The sequence below is a fragment of the Streptomyces sp. NPDC001220 genome (genome assembly GCF_053597895.1).
The window spans coordinates 283113-301004 of the sequence record NZ_JBSFJE010000015.1 but is presented as its reverse complement, the minus strand read 5'-3'; the positions used below and the strand labels follow the sequence as shown (position 1 = coordinate 301004).

Genomic DNA, 17892 nt, shown 5'->3' with positions numbered 1-17892 from the left:
TCCACGGCCGAGTACTCACACCGTCCCGAACGGCTGAATCGTCACATCGGTCACGCCCGACCAGGACACCTCAACAAGATCGTGTTACAAGCTCTTTGGGTGATTTTCTCCGAGCCCGCAGAGAAGCCCTGAAGCCGCACGACGTCGGTCTGCCCGAACACGGGCGGCGGCGGGTGCCGGGACTGCGCAGAGAGGAAGTCGCGCTGCTCGCCGGAGTCAGCTCCGACTACTACATCAGGCTGGAGCAGGGCCGCGAGAACAGCCCGTCCGCGCAGGTCCTCGACGCCGTGGCGCAGGCGCTGAAACTGGACGCGGAGTCCACCGACCATCTCAACCGCCTCTGCCTCGCCGCCTCGCAGCGTCCGCGCGACTGGGGTCTGGCCGACGTCAGCCCGCAGTTGCTGCAGCTGATGGACGGGTGGGAGCACACCCCGGCCTTCGTCGTCGGGCCGGCCCTCGACATCATGGCGGCCAACTCCCTGGCCGCGGCTCTGCACAGCGGTTTCGAGGAGTTCGACAACCTCGCCCGGATGGTGTTCGTCGACCCGGCGGGGCGCGACTTCTACCAGGAGTGGGAGCGGGCCGCGCACTCCTGCGTCGCCGAGATCAGGGCCGCCTACGGCCATGACCCCGATTCCGCCCGCATCGCCGAGGTCGTGGCGGAACTGTCCGCCCGGAGCGCCGAGTTCGCCGCGCTCTGGCAACTGCACGACGTCAAGAGCAAGTCCCAGGAGGGCAAGCACCTGAAGCACCCTCAGGTCGGGGATCTGCACATCAGGTTCGCGGCTTTCACCGTCAACGGTGCCCCGCACCAGCAGCTGGTGGTCTACCAGGCCGAACCGGCCGGCCCGACGGCGACCGCCTTCGAGACACTGGGGGCCATGGCCACCCGGCCGAAGCAGACCCCGACAGGAGTGGTGGACGCCGGCATGTGAGCTCCGATGGAGGCCGGAGCTTGGAGGCAGGCGCCCGGAGGCAGGCACTGGCGCACCCGGGAGGACGCGGCCTTCACCGTGCCTCCTGTGGACAGGAGCGAACGGGCCGGGGGAGCACGGAGAGCGAGGTGCGGGGGCATGGCCCCGTCGTCGTGGAGCGCCGATCTGACGGCGGGGCTCAAGTGGTGGCAACGAGCGGTGCTGATCGGGTGCTTGGGTGCGCTCACGCTGCCGTTGTGGTTCGCCGCGAAGAACACCTACCGGTTCGTCGAAGGTCACCGGACGTCGACGGTAGGAACTGTTCACTGCGCATGGGACGGCCCGTGCCGGGGCGCGTGGCGTCTGCCCGGCGGACAGCGGGGGCGGGGTGAGATCGAAGGTCTCTCCTTCCAGGACGACGAAGAGCTCGTGACGGGCATACCGCTCTACGCGGGCCGGGATTGGGCCGTGGCCGACCGCTCCGACCTGCTGGTCCGTGCGGCCCAGGAAGCCGGCGGCGCCGTGATCGGCGCGGCTCTGGTGCTCTCGGTCGCCTGGATCAGGTCCAGGGATCTCTGACCGTGCGGGTGACTCGCCGGCACCGAAGAATCCGCGGCGCGCCCGTCGCCTCCGGCGAAAGCCTTTGCGCGGGCGGTCGTCCGGATGATGGGCTGGGCGGGTGAGCGACCACGACACGGCGGGGGCCGTCCGGCCGTTGACCCTGGCATGGGTGGGCCGGCAGCTGGAAGCCGGCGAACGGATCGTCAGGACCCGGGCACTGCACGGCGGCATCACCGCCGAGATGCGGCGGCTGACCATCGGCACGCGGCACGGAGCCACCCGCGACCTGGTACTGCGGACCTTCGTCGACCCGTCCTTGGTGGAGCACGCCGAGGACCTGCTGAACCGGGAGACCGGCGCCCTCACCTTCCTCGCGGGGACCCGCGTGCCGGCTCCCGGACCGGTCGCGGTCGATCCCACCGCCGCGCAATGCGAGTATCCGTCGCTCCTGATGACACATCTGGCGGGCCGGACGGTCCTTGACGACCAGGGACTGCAGACGCGCCTCCCCCTGCTGGCCCGTCAGCTCGTGGCCATTCACGCGCTGCGGCCTGCCGAGCGTCCCCGGACGTACGAGGCATGGACGACCGCCGACGCCGTCGTCCCTCCCGACGGCGCCGACGCGGGGGCGTGGGCCGCGGCGGCCGACGTGATCCGCAGGCCCGCGCCACCCTACGAGGGGCGGTTCCTGCACCGGGACTTCCACCCCGGCAACGTGCTGTTCGACGTGAGCCCGGCAGGTCCCCGGGTCACCGGGGTCGTCGACTGGGTGCAGACCTCCTGGGGTCCGGCGGACCTCGATGTGGCGCACTGCTCCACCAATCTGGCGCTGCTGCACGGCCCGACGTGGGGTCTTCGGTTCGCGGAGGCGTACGAGGAGGCCGGTGGGGTGCTGGCCGCGACCGCGCACGAGCGGTTGTACTGGCGGCTGCTGGACGCTCTGGCGTTCGCGGCGGCCGTGCCGTGGGTGGCCCGGCCGTGGCGGGAGGCGGGGAGGACGGAACTGACGACAGGGGCCGTGGAGAAGCGGCTGGACTCCTACGTCACCGTCCTGATGGACGCGTTGGGCTGAGCCCGGACAGCCGGGGCGGCCCGCCCCGAACGAATCGAGCCCGCCCGCGCGCCCACGCCGGGAGTGCGCACGCCGTGGCCAGTGGCACCGGCGACGACCGCGACGGGATCCTGATCAGCCTGAGTCTGCGCCCCCTCCGGATCCAGCCGGCTCGATCCCGGGTTTCTCCGCATCCCCTGGATCCTTCCGAAGCGGTCAGTCCTTGACGGCGACGAGGACGTGACCGTCGCCGAACTGCCAGACGGGGGCGGCATGACGAAAGCCCGCCTGCCGGAGGAGTTCGGTATGGCGGCCCGCCGTCAGGTCGCGGTCGCCGCCGGCCCCGCCGTGCGCGGCCACGCGCCGCTCCCGTCGACGTCCATGCCCCGCGCCTCGGCCCGGACCTCGGCCTCGGTCAGCGCGGTGGCGGAGGGTCCCCGGTGCGGTCCGCCCAGCAGTTCGGCGCGGCGCTGCCGTACATAGCTCAGATGGCTCTCGGCCCGGTCGCAGACGGGCGGCCAGCCGCAGGGACTCCGGGTCCTGGGGGCCGGTGGCCGTGATCCGGGCCGGGGTGAAGCCGCCGCCCAGGGCGTGGGGCCTCCTGGCCGGTGACGGTGTTCATCTTCGTGTCTCCCTCCTCCCGTGCCCCGGCAACCAGTTGCGGGTTGAGTCGTTGAGATCCCGGGGCTCCGGGAGTGACTGCCGGGCGGCCGGCACCCGATCAGGCACTGTGCGCTGTTTGCGACACGTGTGGGGATACAAGAGGCTGCCGTTCAGGGGGAGGTACTGTGTTCGAGGCTCGAACGGTCCTCCGTGAGAACCGCGGTGGCAACCGCGATGGGCAGGTCACCCGTCCGAGCCACCTGCACGCGACCTCTGAAGATGGAGCCGATGAACGTGTCGACCGGCGGCAGACGGCTGCGCGGCCGTGCCGCCATAGCAGCCCTCGTCTGTGCGATCACGCTGTTACCGGGCCCGAGTTATGCGGCCCCGGGCACACCCGTTCCACGGGACGACCAGTCGATCGAGGACATCCACAACGAGCTGAACGGCCTCTACCGCCAGGCGGAGGTGGCCACCGAGGCGTACGACACCGCGAACGTGAAGGCGGCCGCGCAGGAGAAACGGCTGGCGTCGCTCCACAAGGACCTGGCCCGCACCCAGAGCCGGCTGGACGAGCTGCACGCCCTCGTGGGTGTGGCCGCCCGGACGCAGTACCGCGGGGGCAATCTCGACGCCACGGGCATCCAGTTGCTGCTCGGCGACCACCCCGACCAGGCCCTCGACGAGGCCTCCCAGGCCCGCCAGGCCATGCGGAACCTGGTCAACGTCTCCGAGACGCAGCAGAGCGCCCGCGCGGAGCTGGACCGGCAGACCGACGCCGCCGCCGGGAAACTGCGGGAGCTGAGGAGCAGCCGCGCGGACAAGGCCGAGGCCAAGGGGAAGATCGAGAAGAAGATCGCCGAGGCCGAGCTGATCGAGGCGGGACTCAAGAAGGAACAGACCCGCAAGCTCGCCCAGTTGGAGAAGAAGGAGGCGCAGGAGGCCAGGTCCAGGTGGACGGGCCCCGATTCCGGCGGCACCTCGACCGGTACCGGCTCCGGCGGCGGGACGAAGGCGAGCGGGGCGGCCGGGAAGGCCGTCGACTTCGCGATGGCGCAGATCGGCAAACCGTACGTGTGGGGCGCCGTGGGCCCCTCGTCGTACGACTGCTCGGGACTCACCTCCACGGCCTGGGCCGCCGCCGGGCACCCCATACCCCGTACCTCGCAGGCGCAGTGGCAGGGGCTGACCCGGGTCAGCCTGGCCTCCGTGCGGCCCGGGGACCTGATCATCTACTACGACGCCACGCACGTGGGCATGTACATAGGAGGCGGGCAGATCGTGCACGCCCCGCGGCCCGGACGCACGGTCACGATCGCGCCGGCCGCCTCCATGCCCATCGTCGGTGTCGTCCGACCCGGAGTCTGAACGGATGACCTACTCGCTGACCCCCCGTGACGGGGGAAACCTGCCCGCGCTCAGCGCACCGCCGCTGATCCGGCTCGACGCCTATGTGGCCGAGGACGGGTCGACGGTGGTCAACGGCCATCTGCTGGAGATGGGCGGCACCCGGCCGCCCAACGAGGCGATACTCGACGCCATCGCCATGTTCGCCCGCACCCTGCGGGCACCGGTGGCGGCCACCGTCATCGACCGGACCGTGCAGCAGGTGGCACGGCTGCGGGTGTACCCCGACGGCTCCAGCCGGACCATCGCCGACGAGGAGGACCTGCCGCCCGGGCGCGAGCGTACGGCCGCGGAGGAGGAGTCGTTCCCGCCGCTCGCCCGCGTCGAGCGGATCATCCAGCACGCGCAGCGCCAGGAGCTGCACGCCGCGTTCGTCCTCGCCAGCGCGCTGCGCGAGCACCTCACGCTGCGCAGGGGCGCGGAGGACGAACTCTCGCTGGAGGCAAGGGCGATCGAGGCGTACCTCGCGTACCAGCGCGGCGACTACATGCTCTCCACCGTCCTCGCGCTGACCGTCGCGCGCATCCGCTGCCGCACCGATCTGAACCGGGCGGCGCCCGAGGTGGCCCGTGCCACCGCGGCATGGCAGCGGCTGATCGACGAGGGCCAGGTGGCCACCCGGGGACAGGAGCTGCTGCACATGTGGGAGCACCTGTCGACGGAGGGCCTGTTGCTGGAGCCGTCCCATCAGGCCATGGCCCAGGCCGTCCGGAGCCGGCTCGGCCGGGGCGGCCGGTCCGTACCGGCGTCGGGCACGGTTCCGGCCGTGACCGCGGGGCAGGGGCCGGTCGCTCCCGAGGACAAGCCGCTCAAGCCCACGCGGCGGGGACTCAGCCGCTTCACCCGGTGGCCCGGCCGGTCCGCCGAACCGTCGTCGTAGTCCGGCGCGGCCCGCGCCGCCGCGGGAACGGGTCAGCCCTGCGCGGTGCGGGGGACGTGCTGCCGGCCGCCCCAGGTCTGCGGGCGCTCGGCGTACCGGGGCGCGAGGATCCCGATGGGCGCGGGGCCGAACAGCCCCCGCGGCGGCGGCCGCTCGGCGTCGACGCTCCGCGGCAGGGCGGTGCCGGGGCTCGGCGACACCGCCGGAGTCGGCTCAGAGCGTGAGCAGTTCCTCGTAGAAGCCGCCGAACTCCCGCTGCCGGTCGATGAGATGGATCTCCAGGATCCAGTGGCAGGCACGGCCCGCCTTGTCGGTGCGGCGCAGGGGCGTGTCGTTGGCGGGTGCGATGTACGACTCGGTGTCCGCGCCGTCGATCTTCTCGTGCGGGAACTCGCCGACCAGGTGGCCGGCGTGCCAGCCGCCCAGTTCCCAGCCGGCCTCGGTGGCCAGCCGCTCCACCTCGGCGTACAGCCGCTTCCCGGTGATGTCCGGATCGGCCTCGAAGAACCGCTTGCCGGCGGCGAAGACCTTCGGCAGGTCGTCGCGCAGCCGTCGCTTGACCGGATCGTCGCCGAGTACGAAGGTCCGCCCGAAGTCGGCCTCGTACTCCTCGAAGATCGGCCCGAAGTCGGCGAACACGATGTCGTCCGCCCCGATCAGGCGGTCCGGCGGGTTCTCCCGGTACGGCTTGAGGGTGTTCGGGCCCGAGCGCACGATCCGCTTGTGCCAGTGCCGGGTCGTGCCGAAGAGGTCGTTCGCCAGGTCACGGACGCGGTCGCTGACCGCCCGCTCTCCTTCGCCCGGCGCCACCAGCCCCCGCTTCTCCATCTCGGCGAAGAGCCGCTCGGCCTTGGCCTGGGCGTCCAGCAGTCGGGCCGCCCGTGTGGGTTCGTCATGAGCCATAGCAGCGAAGGTAAGTTTGGCTGCACTCGCGAGTCAATCAGATTGGACTTCGCCCGCCGTGTCCGCGGGCGGCTTGGCCGAGGGTTCCGTTTCAGCGTCTTCTCGGATCTGCCAGGGCCGGGCGGGCAGGCGGGTGGCGGATGAGACAGGGGGCGCAACGGGCGTTGCCGAAGCGGGCTAGTTTATGGACGCACGATCAACGCAAAGCCCGGCAATTCACCCCCATCCCCCCATCCCCCCATCCCTCACCCCCCGCACCCCTTCTCTGTTTCTGTGAGGCGCCAAGTCATGAGCCTGAGCATCCGCAACCAGATCCCCGGTACCGTCACCGCCGTCACCCCCGGTGAGGTGATGGCGACCGTGAAGGTACGCCTGGACGGCGGCCAGGACCTCACCGCCGCGATCACCCTGGAGGCGGTCAAGGACCTGGGACTCGCCGAGGGGTCGGCCGTCCGGGCCATGATGAAGTCCACCGAGGTCGCCCTCGCCACCGGCCCGGTGACGGGGCTGTCCATCCGCAACCGGCTGCCCGGCACGGTCAGCGATGTCGCCGTGGGCGGGGCGATGGCCACGGTCAAGGTCACCGTCGAGGGGGGCGAGCTCACCTCGGCGATCACCAAGGACGCGGTCGCCGACCTCGGCCTGACGGCCGGATCGCCGGTCGTGGCCCTGATCAAGTCGACCGAGGTGTCCCTCGCGACCGCCTGACCCCGGCCGAAGCCCGTCCGCGTCGCCCCGGCCTCGGCTCGTCGTAGGCGAAGCCGGTGGGCGGCGGGTGTGCAGGGCCGGGGCGCCGACGTCCGGTTCAGGGCCGGGGAAGCCCTGCCCGGTGACGGGACAGGCGAGTACACCCGTACACCCGTACGGCCGCGGGCCGGCCGCCGCATCGCCGTGTCCGCCGGCGCGCGCATGATCGGGGCCCTCCCCGTTCCTGGCGTCGGGGCCGGGAGACCGCCCGACGGGCAGGGGCGCCGTGGCGGCCTTCCGGCAAGGGCCCACGTGTGGACACTCGCCGCGCCCCGGTCCGGCCGTACCCCGCGTGAGCGCCTACCCTGCACAGGGAGGGCAGCCGCGACCAGGGCACCGGTGAGGAGAGGGGACCCGCATGGCGAGCGACCGAGCAGGCACGGCCGGGACCGCCGGCCGGATCCCGCCCGGCCAGCGTCTGGTGCACGGCTGGCCGGTCTCGCACTACGGTCCGGTCCCCCGCTTCCGCCCCGAACGCTGGAACCTGCGGGTCTTCGGCGCCACCGTCTCGGGCGAGACCCACGAGTGGCACTTCGACGACCTGGCCGCGCTCCCCCATGTCACGGTCGTCGCCGACCTGCACTGCGCGAGCGGCCCCACCTCCACCGGCCACGAGTGGTACGGCATCCCCGCCGCCACCGTCCTGGACCGGGTCCCGCCCGCGCCCGGGGTCACCCACGTCATGGCCTGGGCGGAGTACGGCTTCTCCGCCAACCTGCGCCTGAGCGACTTCACCTCGCCGCACACCCTCATGGCCACCCACCACGACGGCGAACCCCTCACCGCCGAACACGGCTTCCCGCTCCGCCTGGTCGTCCCGCACCTGTACGGCTACAAGAGCCCCAAGTGGCTGCGCGGCATCGAGTACATGACCGCCGACCGGCGTGGTTTCTGGGAGGAGCGGGGCTACCACAACATCGCCGACGCCTGGAAGCAGCAGCGCTACTCCTACCAGGAGGCGGAGGCCGACGGACCGACACCCGCGGCTCCCTAGCCCCACCCGCGCGCGTCCGGTCGACTCCGGCTCCTGGTGACGGACGTCCGCTTCGGCGAGGAGGGAGTCCGGTTCATGTGGCGCGGGCGCGGTTCGCCGTCAGCCGCAGGGTCTCCGTGACCGCGTGCGGGATGTCGTCGACCGGGAACAGCGCGTGCCGCACGGTGCGTTCGGCGTCGACGACCAGGATCAGACGCTTGTGGCGCAGCCGGCCCGCGCCGCGGAAGGTCGGCAGCCGCAGGGCCGCGGCCAGTCGGTGGGCGGCGTCGGAGAGCAGGGGGTACGGGATCTCCTCGGCGCGCGCGAACTCCTCCTGCTCGTACACGAGTTGGGTGCTGATCCCGCGCACCTCCACGCCCGCCCTCCGGAAGTCGGGCCAGGCGTCCCGGAAGAGCCGGTTCTCCAGTGTGCAGCCGACGGCCCCCGGGATCGGCGGCTCGCCCCATTCGACTCCGGTGCCGGGGTAGGTGAACAGCACGGTCGCCGGGGCGTCCGGGGAGACCAGGGGCACCTCGGCGCCCCGGACGGCGGGCAGTTCGAGGCCGTCGGGCAGGCGGGTGCCGGCCAACGCGTGGACACGGGCGTGTTCCGCGCCGTCCTCCGCCGCCGTCGCGGTGAGGCTGCCGTCGCCCAGCACCCAGCGGTCGCCCCAGTCCTGCATCGCGACGAGCAGCGGCAGCAGCCCGGCACCGGCGTCGGTGAGCAGGTACTCGTAACGCACCGGCCGCCGTTGGTAGAGGCTGCGGTGCAGGACACCGTGGGCGACGAGCCTGCCCAGCCGCTCGGTGAGCACCTTGCGGGACAGGCCGATCTCGGCGGCCAGGGCGTCGAAGCGGACATGGCCGCGGGCGACCTCGCGCAGGACCAGTACGTTCCACCAGTCCCCCAGGACCATGGCGGCCTGGGCGGTCCCGCAGGTCTCGTCAGCGTTGTGCATCCTCATGCGCCCATAGTAAGTTCCTTTTCGGGACTCACTTTGTTTCTCGATGGAACTTACCGCCCGTCAGCGCACGGGCCCAGCGTGAGGAGTGCATCGTGACCGCCATCAGCCGGGTCGTCGCACGCGAGATCATCGACAGCCGGGGCAACCCCACCGTCGAGGTCGACGTGGAACTCAGGGACGGCTCACTGGGCAGAGCCGCCGTCCCTTCCGGCGCTTCCACCGGCGCCCGCGAAGCGGTCGAACTGCGCGACGGCGACCCGTGCCGCTTCCACGGCAAGGGGGTGCGGCGTGCCGTCGACGCCGTGAACGAGAGCATCGCGGACGCCGTGACCGGGCTCGACGCCGAGGACCAGGCGACCGTCGACCGCACGATGATCGAGCTGGACGGCACGGAGACCAAGTCGCGGCTCGGCGCCAACGCCCTGCTCGGCGTCTCCCTGGCCACCGCCAAGGCCGCCGCGGCCTCGCACCGGCAGCCGCTGTACCGCTACGTCGGCGGAGTGGACGCCCGGCTGCTGCCGGTGCCGATGATGAACATCGTCAACGGCGGCGCCCACGCCGACAATCCGCTGGACTTCCAGGAGTTCATGATCGCGCCCGTCGGAGCGGCCACCTTCGCCGAGGCGGTCCGTATGGGCTCGGAGGTCTTCCACACCCTGCGCGGCAACCTGCTCGCCGCCGGCCACAGCGTCAACGTCGGCGACGAGGGCGGCTTCGCCCCCGACCTGCGGACCGCCGACGAGGCCCTGGACTTCGTCGTACGCGCCATCGAGCAGACCGGCTACAAGGCCGGCACCGACATCACGCTCGTCATGGACCCGGCCAGCTCGGAGTTCTTCCACAACGGCGTATACGACTACAAGGGCGAGGGCGTCCGCCGTACCCCCGCCGAACACGCCGACTACCTCGCCACCCTCGTCGACCGCTACCCCGTGGCCTCCGTCGAGGATCCGATGGCCGAGGACGACCACGCCGGCTGGCGTGACCTGACCGCCCGCCTCGGCGACCGCTGCCAGCTCACCGGCGACGACGTCTTCTGCACCAACGAGACGCTGCTGCGCGCCGGTATCCGTGACGGCATCGCCAACTCCGTCCTGGTGAAGGTCAACCAGATCGGCACCCTCACCGAGACCCTCGGCACGGTCGCCACCGCCCACCGGGCCGGGTACACGGTCGTCATGTCCCACCGCTCCGGGGAGACCGAGGACACGACGATCGCCGACCTCGCCGTCGCCACGGGCTGCGGCCAGATCAAGACCGGCTCGCTGTCCCGCTCGGACCGCACCGCCAAGTACAACCAGCTCTTCCGCATCGAGGAGGAACTGGGCGCGCAGGCACGCTACGCGGGACGAGAGGCACTCGGGCTGCGCCGCTGACCCGGCGGTGACAGGTGACGGCATGACGGCCGCGGGGACGCTGGGCGAGGACGGGGAGCGGCGGGCCGCACGGGCGGGCCGCCGCCTCGTCCGAGGGACGAGCCGGGGCGCCGGGGCGCCGGGGCGCCGGGGTCAGGAGTGCGCGCCGGGGTCAGGAGTGCGCGCCCGGGGTCAGGAGTGCCCGCCGGGGTCAGGAGTGCGCGCCGGGGTCAGGAGTGCGCGTCGGGCGACTGCGGGAAGAGCGACTCAGGGGTGATCTCCCCCTCGCAGTGCGGGCACCCGGACTCCATTCGCAGGGGGTGACCGCACTCGTGCCGGAAGGCGACGGCTGGGGTGTCCACCGCCCATCTGTCGCCCCATTGCAGCAGGCCGATCATGACGGGGAAGAGCTCCTGTCCCGCCTGCGTCAGGTGGTACTCGTGGCGGGGCGGGTGCTCGCTGTACTGCCGCCGCTCGATCACGCCCGCCGCCTCGAGCTTGCGCAGCCGGTCGGCGAGGATGTCGCGCGGTGCGCCCGTGTAGCCGGCGATCTTCGCGAAGCGGTGCACGCCGTAGGACATCTCCCGCAGCGCGAGCAGCGACCACCGCTCGCCCACGATCTGCAGTGCGGCGGCCATCGAGCAAGGCCGCACACCCACGGGCATGCCTGCCATCACCGAGGTCAGCGGCTTGGCGACGGTCCCGGTGCCGCCCGTCTGCGACTCCCCGGCCTGCTGCGGTCGTACGTCCATACGCCCACGTTACCCCTGGTCGGTTGTGTTTCACGACCCACCCGGGACAGCGTCCCGCCAGTTGGTAGGAAAATCAAACTCACCTGGGGGGACACCATGGCCGTATCCGGCGCCACCCCGCACTGGACCACCCAGTGGCTGCCCGCGGCGCTGCTCACCGGACTCGGCGTCGGGCCCACCCTGCCCGTCCAGTCCGGAGCCGCCGTCCAGGCGCTTCCGCCGGGACGGTTCGCGCTCGGCTCGGCGATCAACGCGAGCCTGCGCCAGCTCGGCGCGGTCCTCGGCATCAGCCTCTTCGTCGCCGTCCTCGGCACTCCCACCGCGGCCGACGCCGTCGACTCCTTCCACCGGGTCTGATGGGTCCTCGCCGCGCTCGGCCTGGCGTCCGGCGCCCTCCTGTGGACACCGGGCCGCGGCCGGACCGACTCGGACACCGGCGCGGCCGAGCGGAAGCCGGCGTACAGCGCGCCCGAAGGGCCGCCCGGCCGCTGAGGCAGGTCGGCCATGGAGCCGAAGGAGCGGTGTCGCGCGCCCCGCGGTCGCCTCGGGGCGCGCTCGGCCCCGGGCGCCGCGAACCGGCGCCGGGGCCGTTCCGGCTCGCCGCTCAGCGCGTGGGCGGCACCGGGAAGAGCATGCAGCTGCTGGTGGCGTGGGCCAGCAGCCGGTCCGATCCGTCGACCAGCTGCGCCTGCGCGAGGGCGGTTTGACGGCCCTTGTTGATCACCGTGCCGATGGCGCGCACCGTGCCGGTCTCCACGGTGATGCGGCGCAGGAACTTCACGGTCAGGTCGAGCGAGGTGTACGCCATCCCCTGCGGGAGGGTGGACTGCACGGCACAGCCCGCGGCCGAGTCCAGCAGGACGGCGAAGATGCCGCCGTGCACGCTGCCGATCGGGTTGTAGTGCTCCTCGCCCGGCGTCAGGGAGAAGACCGCCCGCCCCGGCTCCACCTCGTCCAGGGCGAAGTCGACGGTGTGGTTGATGGGCGAGCTCGGCAGCCGGCCCGCCTGCAGCTCGCGCAGGAAGTCGATACCGGCCATGCGTCCGGCGGCGTCCGCCAGGACCGCGGGATCGTCCCACTCATACGTACGCGTCCGTCCCACAGCACCGAGCCTTTCCGTCCGGCTTTTCCCTCTGACTTTTTCAAACGAAGCTAGCTTCTCGTCCAGCTGACTGTCAATGGCGAAGCCAGGCCCTTACGATGGCGTCATGGAGTGGCTTGAGGCGAGCACGGAGAACTGCCCCGTCCAGCGCACGCTCGACGTGGTCGGAGAGAAATGGACGCTGCTGATCCTGCGTGACGCCGTCAACGGGGTCCGGCGCTTCGACGACTTCCACCGGCACATCGGCCTGTCGGAGGCGGTCCTCAGCGACCGCCTCCGGAAGCTGATCTCGGCCGGCGTCCTGACGACCGTCCCCTACCGGGAACCCGGCAGCCGCGCCCGCAACGAGTACCGGCTGACCCGCAAGGGCTGGGACCTGTGGCCCGTCCTCATGGCGCTGACCCAGTGGGGCGAGACATACGCCCTCGAACCCGGGGAGAGCCCCCCGCTGGACATCCGCCACACCGGCTGCGAGGCGCCGGTCCGCGTCGTCGTCCAGTGCTCCGCGGACCACTCCGCCCTCGCCCCCGGGGAGGTCACCGCCCACCTGGGCCCGGGCGCCCGCCTCCGGTCGTAGGCCGTCGGCCCGCGGCGCACGGCTCCGGGCCGACGGCCCCCGGGCGTGGCCCTCAGCGGCCCGGCATCCCGTCGGTGTCCCGCCGGCCGGATCGGGGGGCGGCGGGGCTCCCCGCCGGGAGCGTGCCACCATCGGCTGACCGCAGACGTGACCACCGGCCGAGGAGAAGCGCCATGCCAGCCCGCCCGAGCCTCCTGTACGTGACCGACCTCGCCTACCCGGCGCGGGGTCGTCGGTACGGCGACGAGGACGTGTTCCTGACCGCCCGGCTCCGCGCGGACTTCGACATCGCCCTGTGCCATCCGCTGGACGCCGCGGCCCTGATGGACCGCTTCGACGCGGTCGTGGTCCGCAACAGCGGTCCGGTGCTCCACTACCAGCGCCAGTACGACGCCTTCCGCGACCGGGCCACGGCGCGCGGCACCCGGGTCTACAACCCGCTGCACGGGCGCGGCGACATGGCCGGCAAGGGATACCTGCCGGACCTGACGGCGGCCGGATACCCGGTCATCCCCACCGTCGACCGGCCCGAGCATCTGGACCGCCTCCCCGGGAGCGACGAGTACGCGGTCAAGCCAAGGACGGGAGCGGACTCCATAGGTCTGACCTTCGTGGCCCGGGACCGGCTGGCCGGCCTGGCCTACGGCGACATCCTGGTCCAGCCACGTGTCGACTTCCGCTACGAGGTGTCCTTCTACTACGTCGACGACGCCTTCCAGTACGCGCTGTACGCCCCCGACCCCGGCCGCCGCTGGGTCCTCGAACCGTACGAGCCCACCGAAGCCGATCTCGTCTTCGCCCGGCGTTTCATCGACTGGAACACGCTCGACCACGGCATCCAGCGCGTGGACGCCTGCCGAACCCAGGAGGGTGCCCTGCTCCTGGTCGAACTGGAGGACCTCAACCCCTATCTCTCCCTCGACCTGGTCACCGACCGGGCCCGCGACGCCTTCGTCGCCCGCATGACCGCCTCCCTCCACGGCTTCCTGGAAGCCGGTCCGCGCACCTGAGTCACGGGGGCGGGGCGGCCCTGGCTGTCATCCCCCGTCGGCCGGCAGCGCGTACAGACCGGGGAGGTTGACCACGATCGCCTCCTGGGTGCTGCGCGCGATGACGACCACCGCCTCGTCGTCGGGATCCGGGTTCTCCTCCCGGTGCGGCACGAAGGGCGGGACGAAGATGTAGTCGCCGGGCGAGGTCCGCAGCCGTACCTCCGCCGGCTCCGGGCCCGAGTCGTCCAGGAAGACGAACTCCGGGTGCCCGCCGACCACATAGATCGCGGTCTCGGACTCGCCGTGGTGGTGGTCGGACGACGCGGTGGCGGGCGCCACATGGGTCTGGCCCATCCACAGCTTCTCGGAACCGACCGTCTTCCCGCTGACGGCCGCGAACCTGCGCATGCCGCCGGTCTGGGCGGTGTCGCCGTCCAGGGAGTCGGCGCGGACGTGGTGCAGGCGGGTGCTCAGCGGCGCCGCGGGGTGGTCCGGGGTTTCGTGGAGGTGCGGGTGGAAGCCTTCACCGGGGGTCGTCAGCGGCTCGCTCATGGCGTGGACGCTAGGGCGGTCCGGAAAAGGATGTCAAGAGGTGTCCATTGCCTTTCACCTGCGGCAATGTTCCCGCAACAGAACGAGCGAGCCGCCTGGAGCGGCTCGCCGCGCCGACTCCTCGGGCATGATGTGCGCATGCATATTTCCGCGAAGGCGGACTACGGCATCCGGGCGCTGCTGGAGCTCGCCCGTGAGCCCACTCGTCCGCTGACCTGTGAGGCGATCGCCTCCTCGCAGGAGATTCCGTTCCGGTTTCTGAAGTCCGTGGTGGGCGAGCTGCGCAGAGCGGGCCTGGTGCGCAGCCAGCGCGGCTGCGAGGGCGGTTACTGGCTCGGCAGACCCGCCGACGAGATCAGCCTGCTGGACGTCTCGCGGGCGGTCGACGGCGAGTTGATCACCCTGCGCGGCGAGTCGCTGGCCGGACTCGACTACCCGGGTCCCGCCGCGGGGCTGCCCGGGGTGTGGCGTGAGGTCGAGGCGGGTGCGGCGGCGGTCCTGGGCGGGGTGACCCTGATGTCGCTGCTGCCGGGGGAAGCGGCCGAGAGGCTGGCCCGGACGGGCGCCGCGTGACGGGCGCCGCCGAACCGCCGCCGCCCGTCGAGGTGGTGGAGTACACCGACCCGCTCTGTCCCTGGGCCTGGGGCTCGGAACCGGCCTTCCGCAGGCTGCGGGCGGCGCTGACCGGCCGGGTCCGGTGGCGGCGGGTGTACTCGATCCTCTTCGACCACGACGACGACCCGCCGCCGGATCCGGCGGCGGAGACCGCCTGGTACGCGCGCTACGTCGAGGAGATCAGCTCGCACAGCGGGGCCCCTCGGGCGGTACGGCTGAGCCGGATGCCGGCCAGTTCCTGGCCCGCCTCGCTGGTCGCCAAGGCCGCCGAGCTCCAGGGCGACGAGGTCGCCGGGAGAGTGCTGCGGCGGCTGCGGGAGACCGTCTTCGTGCTCGGCGAACCGGCGGACACCGCCGCGTCGGCACTGGCCACGGTCCGGGGAACGCCGGGGCTGGACATGGAGCGGCTGGCCTGCGACGCCGCGTCCGACGCGGTCCTGGAGCGGGTGCGCGCCGATCGTGCCGAGGCGCGCCGGCCGGTCCCCGAGGTGCGCTCGGTGCCGGGCGGTTCGCCGCATCCGGGCGCGGCGAAGGAGACCGCCGACGGCGGATACCGGTACGCGCTGCCGACCCTGCTGGTGCGTGCGCCCGGCGGCCACCGGGCGGTGCCCGGCTGGCGGCGCTTCGAGGAGTACGCGTCCGCTGCCGAGGAGCTCTGTCCTGGGCTGCTGAACGTCCCGGCGGCCCTCTCCCCGGCGGAGGCCCTGCAACGTTACGGGAGCATGACGGAACCGGAGCGGCTGCTGCTGACCGAGGGTGCGTGGCCGCCGCCGGGCGCCGTCCGGATGGAGACCGGAAACGGCCCGCTGTGGCTGCACCCTGACGAGGCGTCAGCACGCCGGACCGCCACCGACTGACCGTCGGCGGGCCTCTGATCTGCGGACAGAGACCGTCCCGCCGAATGAGACACCAATTGGTGTCCATTGACAGCCGGTCGCGGCTGCCCCCAGGATGTGCAGCATGCTCACGACGCACCCCGGTGTGGTGTGCCGCTACGTGGACCTGCGGCGCACCTGCAGCGCACTCTGTCGCTGACCTTCCGCCGTCCCCGGCCCTCAGCCGTCCGCCGCCTCCGGCCCGCAGCCGCCTGAGCTCCGCACCGTGATGGTGCGGCGCCGTCCGCCGGCCGTCCGGCTCGACCGCGTCCCGCCGCTCTCCGCGCCCGCCTTCCCCGTCGCCTCCTTCGCTGCCCGAGGGTCCGCCCCGCGAGGCCGCCAACTCCCCTTGCCCTGAGTGCCGCACGCTCCGACCGCGGGCCGGCGCTCACCCCGGCATGCCCGTCCGGTCCCGCTCGACGGTCCGCGCGGATGTCCGGCCGGCCTTCCGCCCTGCTCCCTCCGCCCCGACCCAGACCGGGCCGACCACAGGAAGAACGAGATGCCCGCACACCACACCGCCCAACGCCCCAGACTCGGCCCCGTCCGGTCCGGCCCGCGCACCGCAGCCGTCGCCGGCGCCCTCGTCGCCCTGCTCGCCCCCGCACTCACCGCCTGCGGCTCCGGCACCGCGTCCGCCGGAAGCGGCGCCACGCTGAAGTGGACCTCCTCCTACTTCCCGGCCCACTGGGACCCGGTGGTCAGCGGCAGTGGCGCCCAGTTCCGTGAACTCGCGCTCACCTACGCGTCGTTGACCCGCACCGACGAGACCGGCAAGGCCGTGCCGGATCTCGCCAAGAGCTGGGAGTACGACAAGAAGGGTGACGAGATCACCTTCCATCTGCGGCCCGGCCTGAAGTTCAGCGACGGCGAGCCGGTGAACGCCGCCGCGGTCAAGGCGGCGATCGAGCGGGCGCAGAAGCAGAAGAACTCGGCGCTCTTCGGTGATCTGACCTCCATCAAGTCGGTGGACGCCAAGGGGCTGGACGCGGTGCTCCACCTCACCCAGGTCGACTACCAGATACCCCAGTTGCTCGGTGAGCGGGTGCTGCAGATCGCCAGTCCCAAGGCGGCCGCGAACCCCACGAAGCTGGACCAGAACCCGGTCGGCGCCGGGCCGTTCGTCGTCACCCAGCTGGTGCCGGGCACCAAGGCGGTCCTGAAGAAGAACCCGGATTACTGGGACGCCAAGAACATCCACATCGACAACGTCGAACTGACCTCGGCGCCCGACGCCTCCACGGTCGTCTCCGGTCTGCGCACCGGCGTCTACAACTTCGCCGACCTCGCCCCGAGCCAGGCGGCCGCCGCCAAGAAGGCCGGTCTGGACGTCTTCTCCCAGCCGGGCTTCAACGCCAACAACCTCAGCCTGAACATCAACAAGGCGCCGTTCGACAACGACAAGGTCGTGGACGCCGTCCGCTACGCGATCAACCGTCAGGAGTTCGTGGACAAGCTGACGTTCGGCTACGGCTCGGTGACCGACCAGCCGTTCCCGAAGGGGTACGTGGCCTACGACCCGAAGTCGGCGGACGACTACCCCTACGACCCGGCGAAGTCGAAGAAGCTGCTCGCCGAGGCGGGATACAAGGCCGGTGACATCAAGCTCAACCTGGTCATCCCGGCCGAGGACCCCCAGGCCGAACTGGTCCAGTCGCAGCTGGCCAAGGTCGGGATCACCGTCACCATCAAGATCGACAAGAACTGGGCCACCCCGTTCTTCGCCAAGGACCTGACGTTCTCGCTGTACGGGACCACCGGCCGGGACTCCGCCCTGCAGACCCTCACCGCCCACTTCGGCCCCAACGGCCCGCTGAACCTGAGCACCCCCTACGAGCCGGCAGGCTTCGAGGCGGCCGTCGCCAAGGTGCGTGCGACCCCGCTGGACTCGCCGGACTACGCCAAGGTCCTCCAGGCGGCCACCCGCGCCGGGTTGCGGAGCAAGGCGCTGGTCTTCACCTACTCCGCGCCGAACCTCATCGCCAAGAGCAAGTCGATCTCCGATCTGCCGAAGAACCCGGCCCACATCGACTGGACCGGCGTGACCATCTCCGGCAGCGACTGACACC

At 71.9% G+C, this 17892-nt stretch carries 21 protein-coding genes; 14 read left to right on the top strand and 7 right to left on the bottom strand.

Annotated elements, in window-relative coordinates; all coding sequences use genetic code 11:
* Window positions 1-95: 95 nt before the first annotated feature.
* The 3 genes from ACWDGI_RS32915 to ACWDGI_RS32905 all read left to right on the top strand — a co-directional run bounded on the left by ACWDGI_RS32915 (window position 96) and on the right by ACWDGI_RS32905 (window position 2547).
* A complete protein-coding gene (locus ACWDGI_RS32915; protein WP_450765329.1) occupies window positions 96-935 on the top strand; it encodes a helix-turn-helix transcriptional regulator in 840 nt (279 codons plus the stop codon).
* 138 nt (window positions 936-1073) lie between these two features.
* Window positions 1074-1493 (top strand): hypothetical protein, encoded by a 420-nt coding sequence (locus tag ACWDGI_RS32910; protein ID WP_450765327.1) that lies wholly within the window; start codon window positions 1074-1076, stop codon window positions 1491-1493.
* A gap of 100 nt (window positions 1494-1593) precedes the next feature.
* Window positions 1594-2547 (top strand): phosphotransferase family protein, encoded by a 954-nt coding sequence (locus tag ACWDGI_RS32905; RefSeq protein WP_450765325.1) that lies wholly within the window; start codon window positions 1594-1596, stop codon window positions 2545-2547.
* Window positions 2548-2742: 195 nt separating this feature from the next.
* On the opposite strand, the gene ACWDGI_RS32900 is transcribed toward ACWDGI_RS32905, so the two are convergent.
* Window positions 2743-2886: a hypothetical protein gene (locus ACWDGI_RS32900; RefSeq protein ID WP_450765323.1), complete on the bottom strand. Its 144-nt coding sequence runs from the start codon at window positions 2884-2886 to the stop codon at window positions 2743-2745.
* Between the two features lie 531 nt (window positions 2887-3417).
* Here ACWDGI_RS32900 and ACWDGI_RS32895 point away from each other — a divergent pair.
* Together ACWDGI_RS32895 and ACWDGI_RS32890 are read left to right on the top strand one after the other, a co-directional pair.
* Complete coding sequence (locus tag ACWDGI_RS32895; RefSeq protein WP_450765321.1) at window positions 3418-4497, top strand: NlpC/P60 family protein; 1080 nt, start codon at window positions 3418-3420, stop codon at window positions 4495-4497.
* 4 nt (window positions 4498-4501) lie between these two features.
* Window positions 4502-5416, top strand: a complete 915-nt coding sequence (locus ACWDGI_RS32890; protein WP_450765319.1) for a hypothetical protein — start codon at window positions 4502-4504, stop codon at window positions 5414-5416.
* Window positions 5417-5448: 32 nt separating this feature from the next.
* Here ACWDGI_RS32890 and ACWDGI_RS32885 read toward each other — a convergent pair whose 3' ends face one another.
* A complete protein-coding gene (locus ACWDGI_RS32885; protein ID WP_450765317.1) occupies window positions 5449-5616 on the bottom strand; it encodes a hypothetical protein in 168 nt (55 codons plus the stop codon).
* A gap of 13 nt (window positions 5617-5629) precedes the next feature.
* The gene (locus ACWDGI_RS32880) at window positions 5630-6319 is read right to left on the bottom strand and encodes a M24 family metallopeptidase (RefSeq protein ID WP_450765315.1); all 690 of its coding nucleotides are present in this window, start codon (window positions 6317-6319) and stop codon (window positions 5630-5632) included.
* A 288-nt stretch (window positions 6320-6607) separates the two neighbouring features.
* Between ACWDGI_RS32880 and ACWDGI_RS32875 the strand changes: the two genes are divergently transcribed.
* Together ACWDGI_RS32875 and ACWDGI_RS32870 are read left to right on the top strand one after the other, a co-directional pair.
* Window positions 6608-7027, top strand: coding sequence for a TOBE domain-containing protein (locus ACWDGI_RS32875; protein ID WP_450765313.1), 420 nt, complete (start codon window positions 6608-6610; stop codon window positions 7025-7027).
* Window positions 7028-7424: 397 nt separating this feature from the next.
* Window positions 7425-8060, top strand: coding sequence for a molybdopterin-dependent oxidoreductase (locus tag ACWDGI_RS32870; RefSeq protein WP_450765312.1), 636 nt, complete (start codon window positions 7425-7427; stop codon window positions 8058-8060).
* Window positions 8061-8133: 73 nt separating this feature from the next.
* Here the strand turns inward: ACWDGI_RS32870 and ACWDGI_RS32865 are convergent, their stop codons facing one another.
* Window positions 8134-9003 (bottom strand): winged helix-turn-helix transcriptional regulator, encoded by an 870-nt coding sequence (locus ACWDGI_RS32865; RefSeq protein WP_450765310.1) that lies wholly within the window; start codon window positions 9001-9003, stop codon window positions 8134-8136.
* A 92-nt stretch (window positions 9004-9095) separates the two neighbouring features.
* On the opposite strand from ACWDGI_RS32865, the gene eno reads away from it, so the two are divergent.
* Complete coding sequence (gene eno, locus ACWDGI_RS32860) at window positions 9096-10379, top strand: phosphopyruvate hydratase (RefSeq protein WP_450765308.1); 1284 nt, start codon at window positions 9096-9098, stop codon at window positions 10377-10379.
* A gap of 209 nt (window positions 10380-10588) precedes the next feature.
* Here eno and ACWDGI_RS32855 read toward each other — a convergent pair whose 3' ends face one another.
* Window positions 10589-11110, bottom strand: coding sequence for a winged helix-turn-helix transcriptional regulator (locus ACWDGI_RS32855; RefSeq protein WP_450765306.1), 522 nt, complete (start codon window positions 11108-11110; stop codon window positions 10589-10591).
* 96 nt (window positions 11111-11206) lie between these two features.
* Between ACWDGI_RS32855 and ACWDGI_RS32850 the strand changes: the two genes are divergently transcribed.
* The gene (locus tag ACWDGI_RS32850) at window positions 11207-11467 is read left to right on the top strand and encodes a hypothetical protein (RefSeq protein ID WP_450765304.1); all 261 of its coding nucleotides are present in this window, start codon (window positions 11207-11209) and stop codon (window positions 11465-11467) included.
* A gap of 247 nt (window positions 11468-11714) precedes the next feature.
* Here the strand turns inward: ACWDGI_RS32850 and ACWDGI_RS32845 are convergent, their stop codons facing one another.
* Entirely contained in the window at window positions 11715-12212 is a 498-nt protein-coding gene (locus tag ACWDGI_RS32845; protein WP_450765302.1) for a PaaI family thioesterase, read from the bottom strand.
* 106 nt (window positions 12213-12318) lie between these two features.
* On the opposite strand from ACWDGI_RS32845, the gene ACWDGI_RS32840 reads away from it, so the two are divergent.
* On the top strand, window positions 12319-12789 hold the full coding sequence (locus ACWDGI_RS32840; protein ID WP_450765300.1) for a winged helix-turn-helix transcriptional regulator: 471 nt from the start codon (window positions 12319-12321) through the stop codon (window positions 12787-12789).
* Between the two features lie 173 nt (window positions 12790-12962).
* A complete protein-coding gene (locus tag ACWDGI_RS32835) occupies window positions 12963-13799 on the top strand; it encodes a hypothetical protein (RefSeq protein WP_450765298.1) in 837 nt (278 codons plus the stop codon).
* A gap of 27 nt (window positions 13800-13826) precedes the next feature.
* On the opposite strand, the gene ACWDGI_RS32830 is transcribed toward ACWDGI_RS32835, so the two are convergent.
* A complete protein-coding gene (locus tag ACWDGI_RS32830) occupies window positions 13827-14333 on the bottom strand; it encodes a cupin domain-containing protein (RefSeq protein ID WP_450765296.1) in 507 nt (168 codons plus the stop codon).
* 138 nt (window positions 14334-14471) lie between these two features.
* On the opposite strand from ACWDGI_RS32830, the gene ACWDGI_RS32825 reads away from it, so the two are divergent.
* The 3 genes from ACWDGI_RS32825 to ACWDGI_RS32815 all read left to right on the top strand — a co-directional run bounded on the left by ACWDGI_RS32825 (window position 14472) and on the right by ACWDGI_RS32815 (window position 17888).
* A complete protein-coding gene (locus ACWDGI_RS32825) occupies window positions 14472-14906 on the top strand; it encodes an RrF2 family transcriptional regulator (protein ID WP_450765294.1) in 435 nt (144 codons plus the stop codon).
* Entirely contained in the window at window positions 14903-15805 is a 903-nt protein-coding gene (locus ACWDGI_RS32820; protein ID WP_450765293.1) for a DsbA family oxidoreductase, read from the top strand. Before ACWDGI_RS32825 ends, ACWDGI_RS32820 begins: the two co-directional genes overlap by 4 nt.
* Before the next feature lie 520 nt (window positions 15806-16325).
* Window positions 16326-17888 (top strand): ABC transporter substrate-binding protein, encoded by a 1563-nt coding sequence (locus ACWDGI_RS32815; RefSeq protein WP_450765291.1) that lies wholly within the window; start codon window positions 16326-16328, stop codon window positions 17886-17888.
* The last annotated feature ends 4 nt before the right edge of the window (window positions 17889-17892 follow it).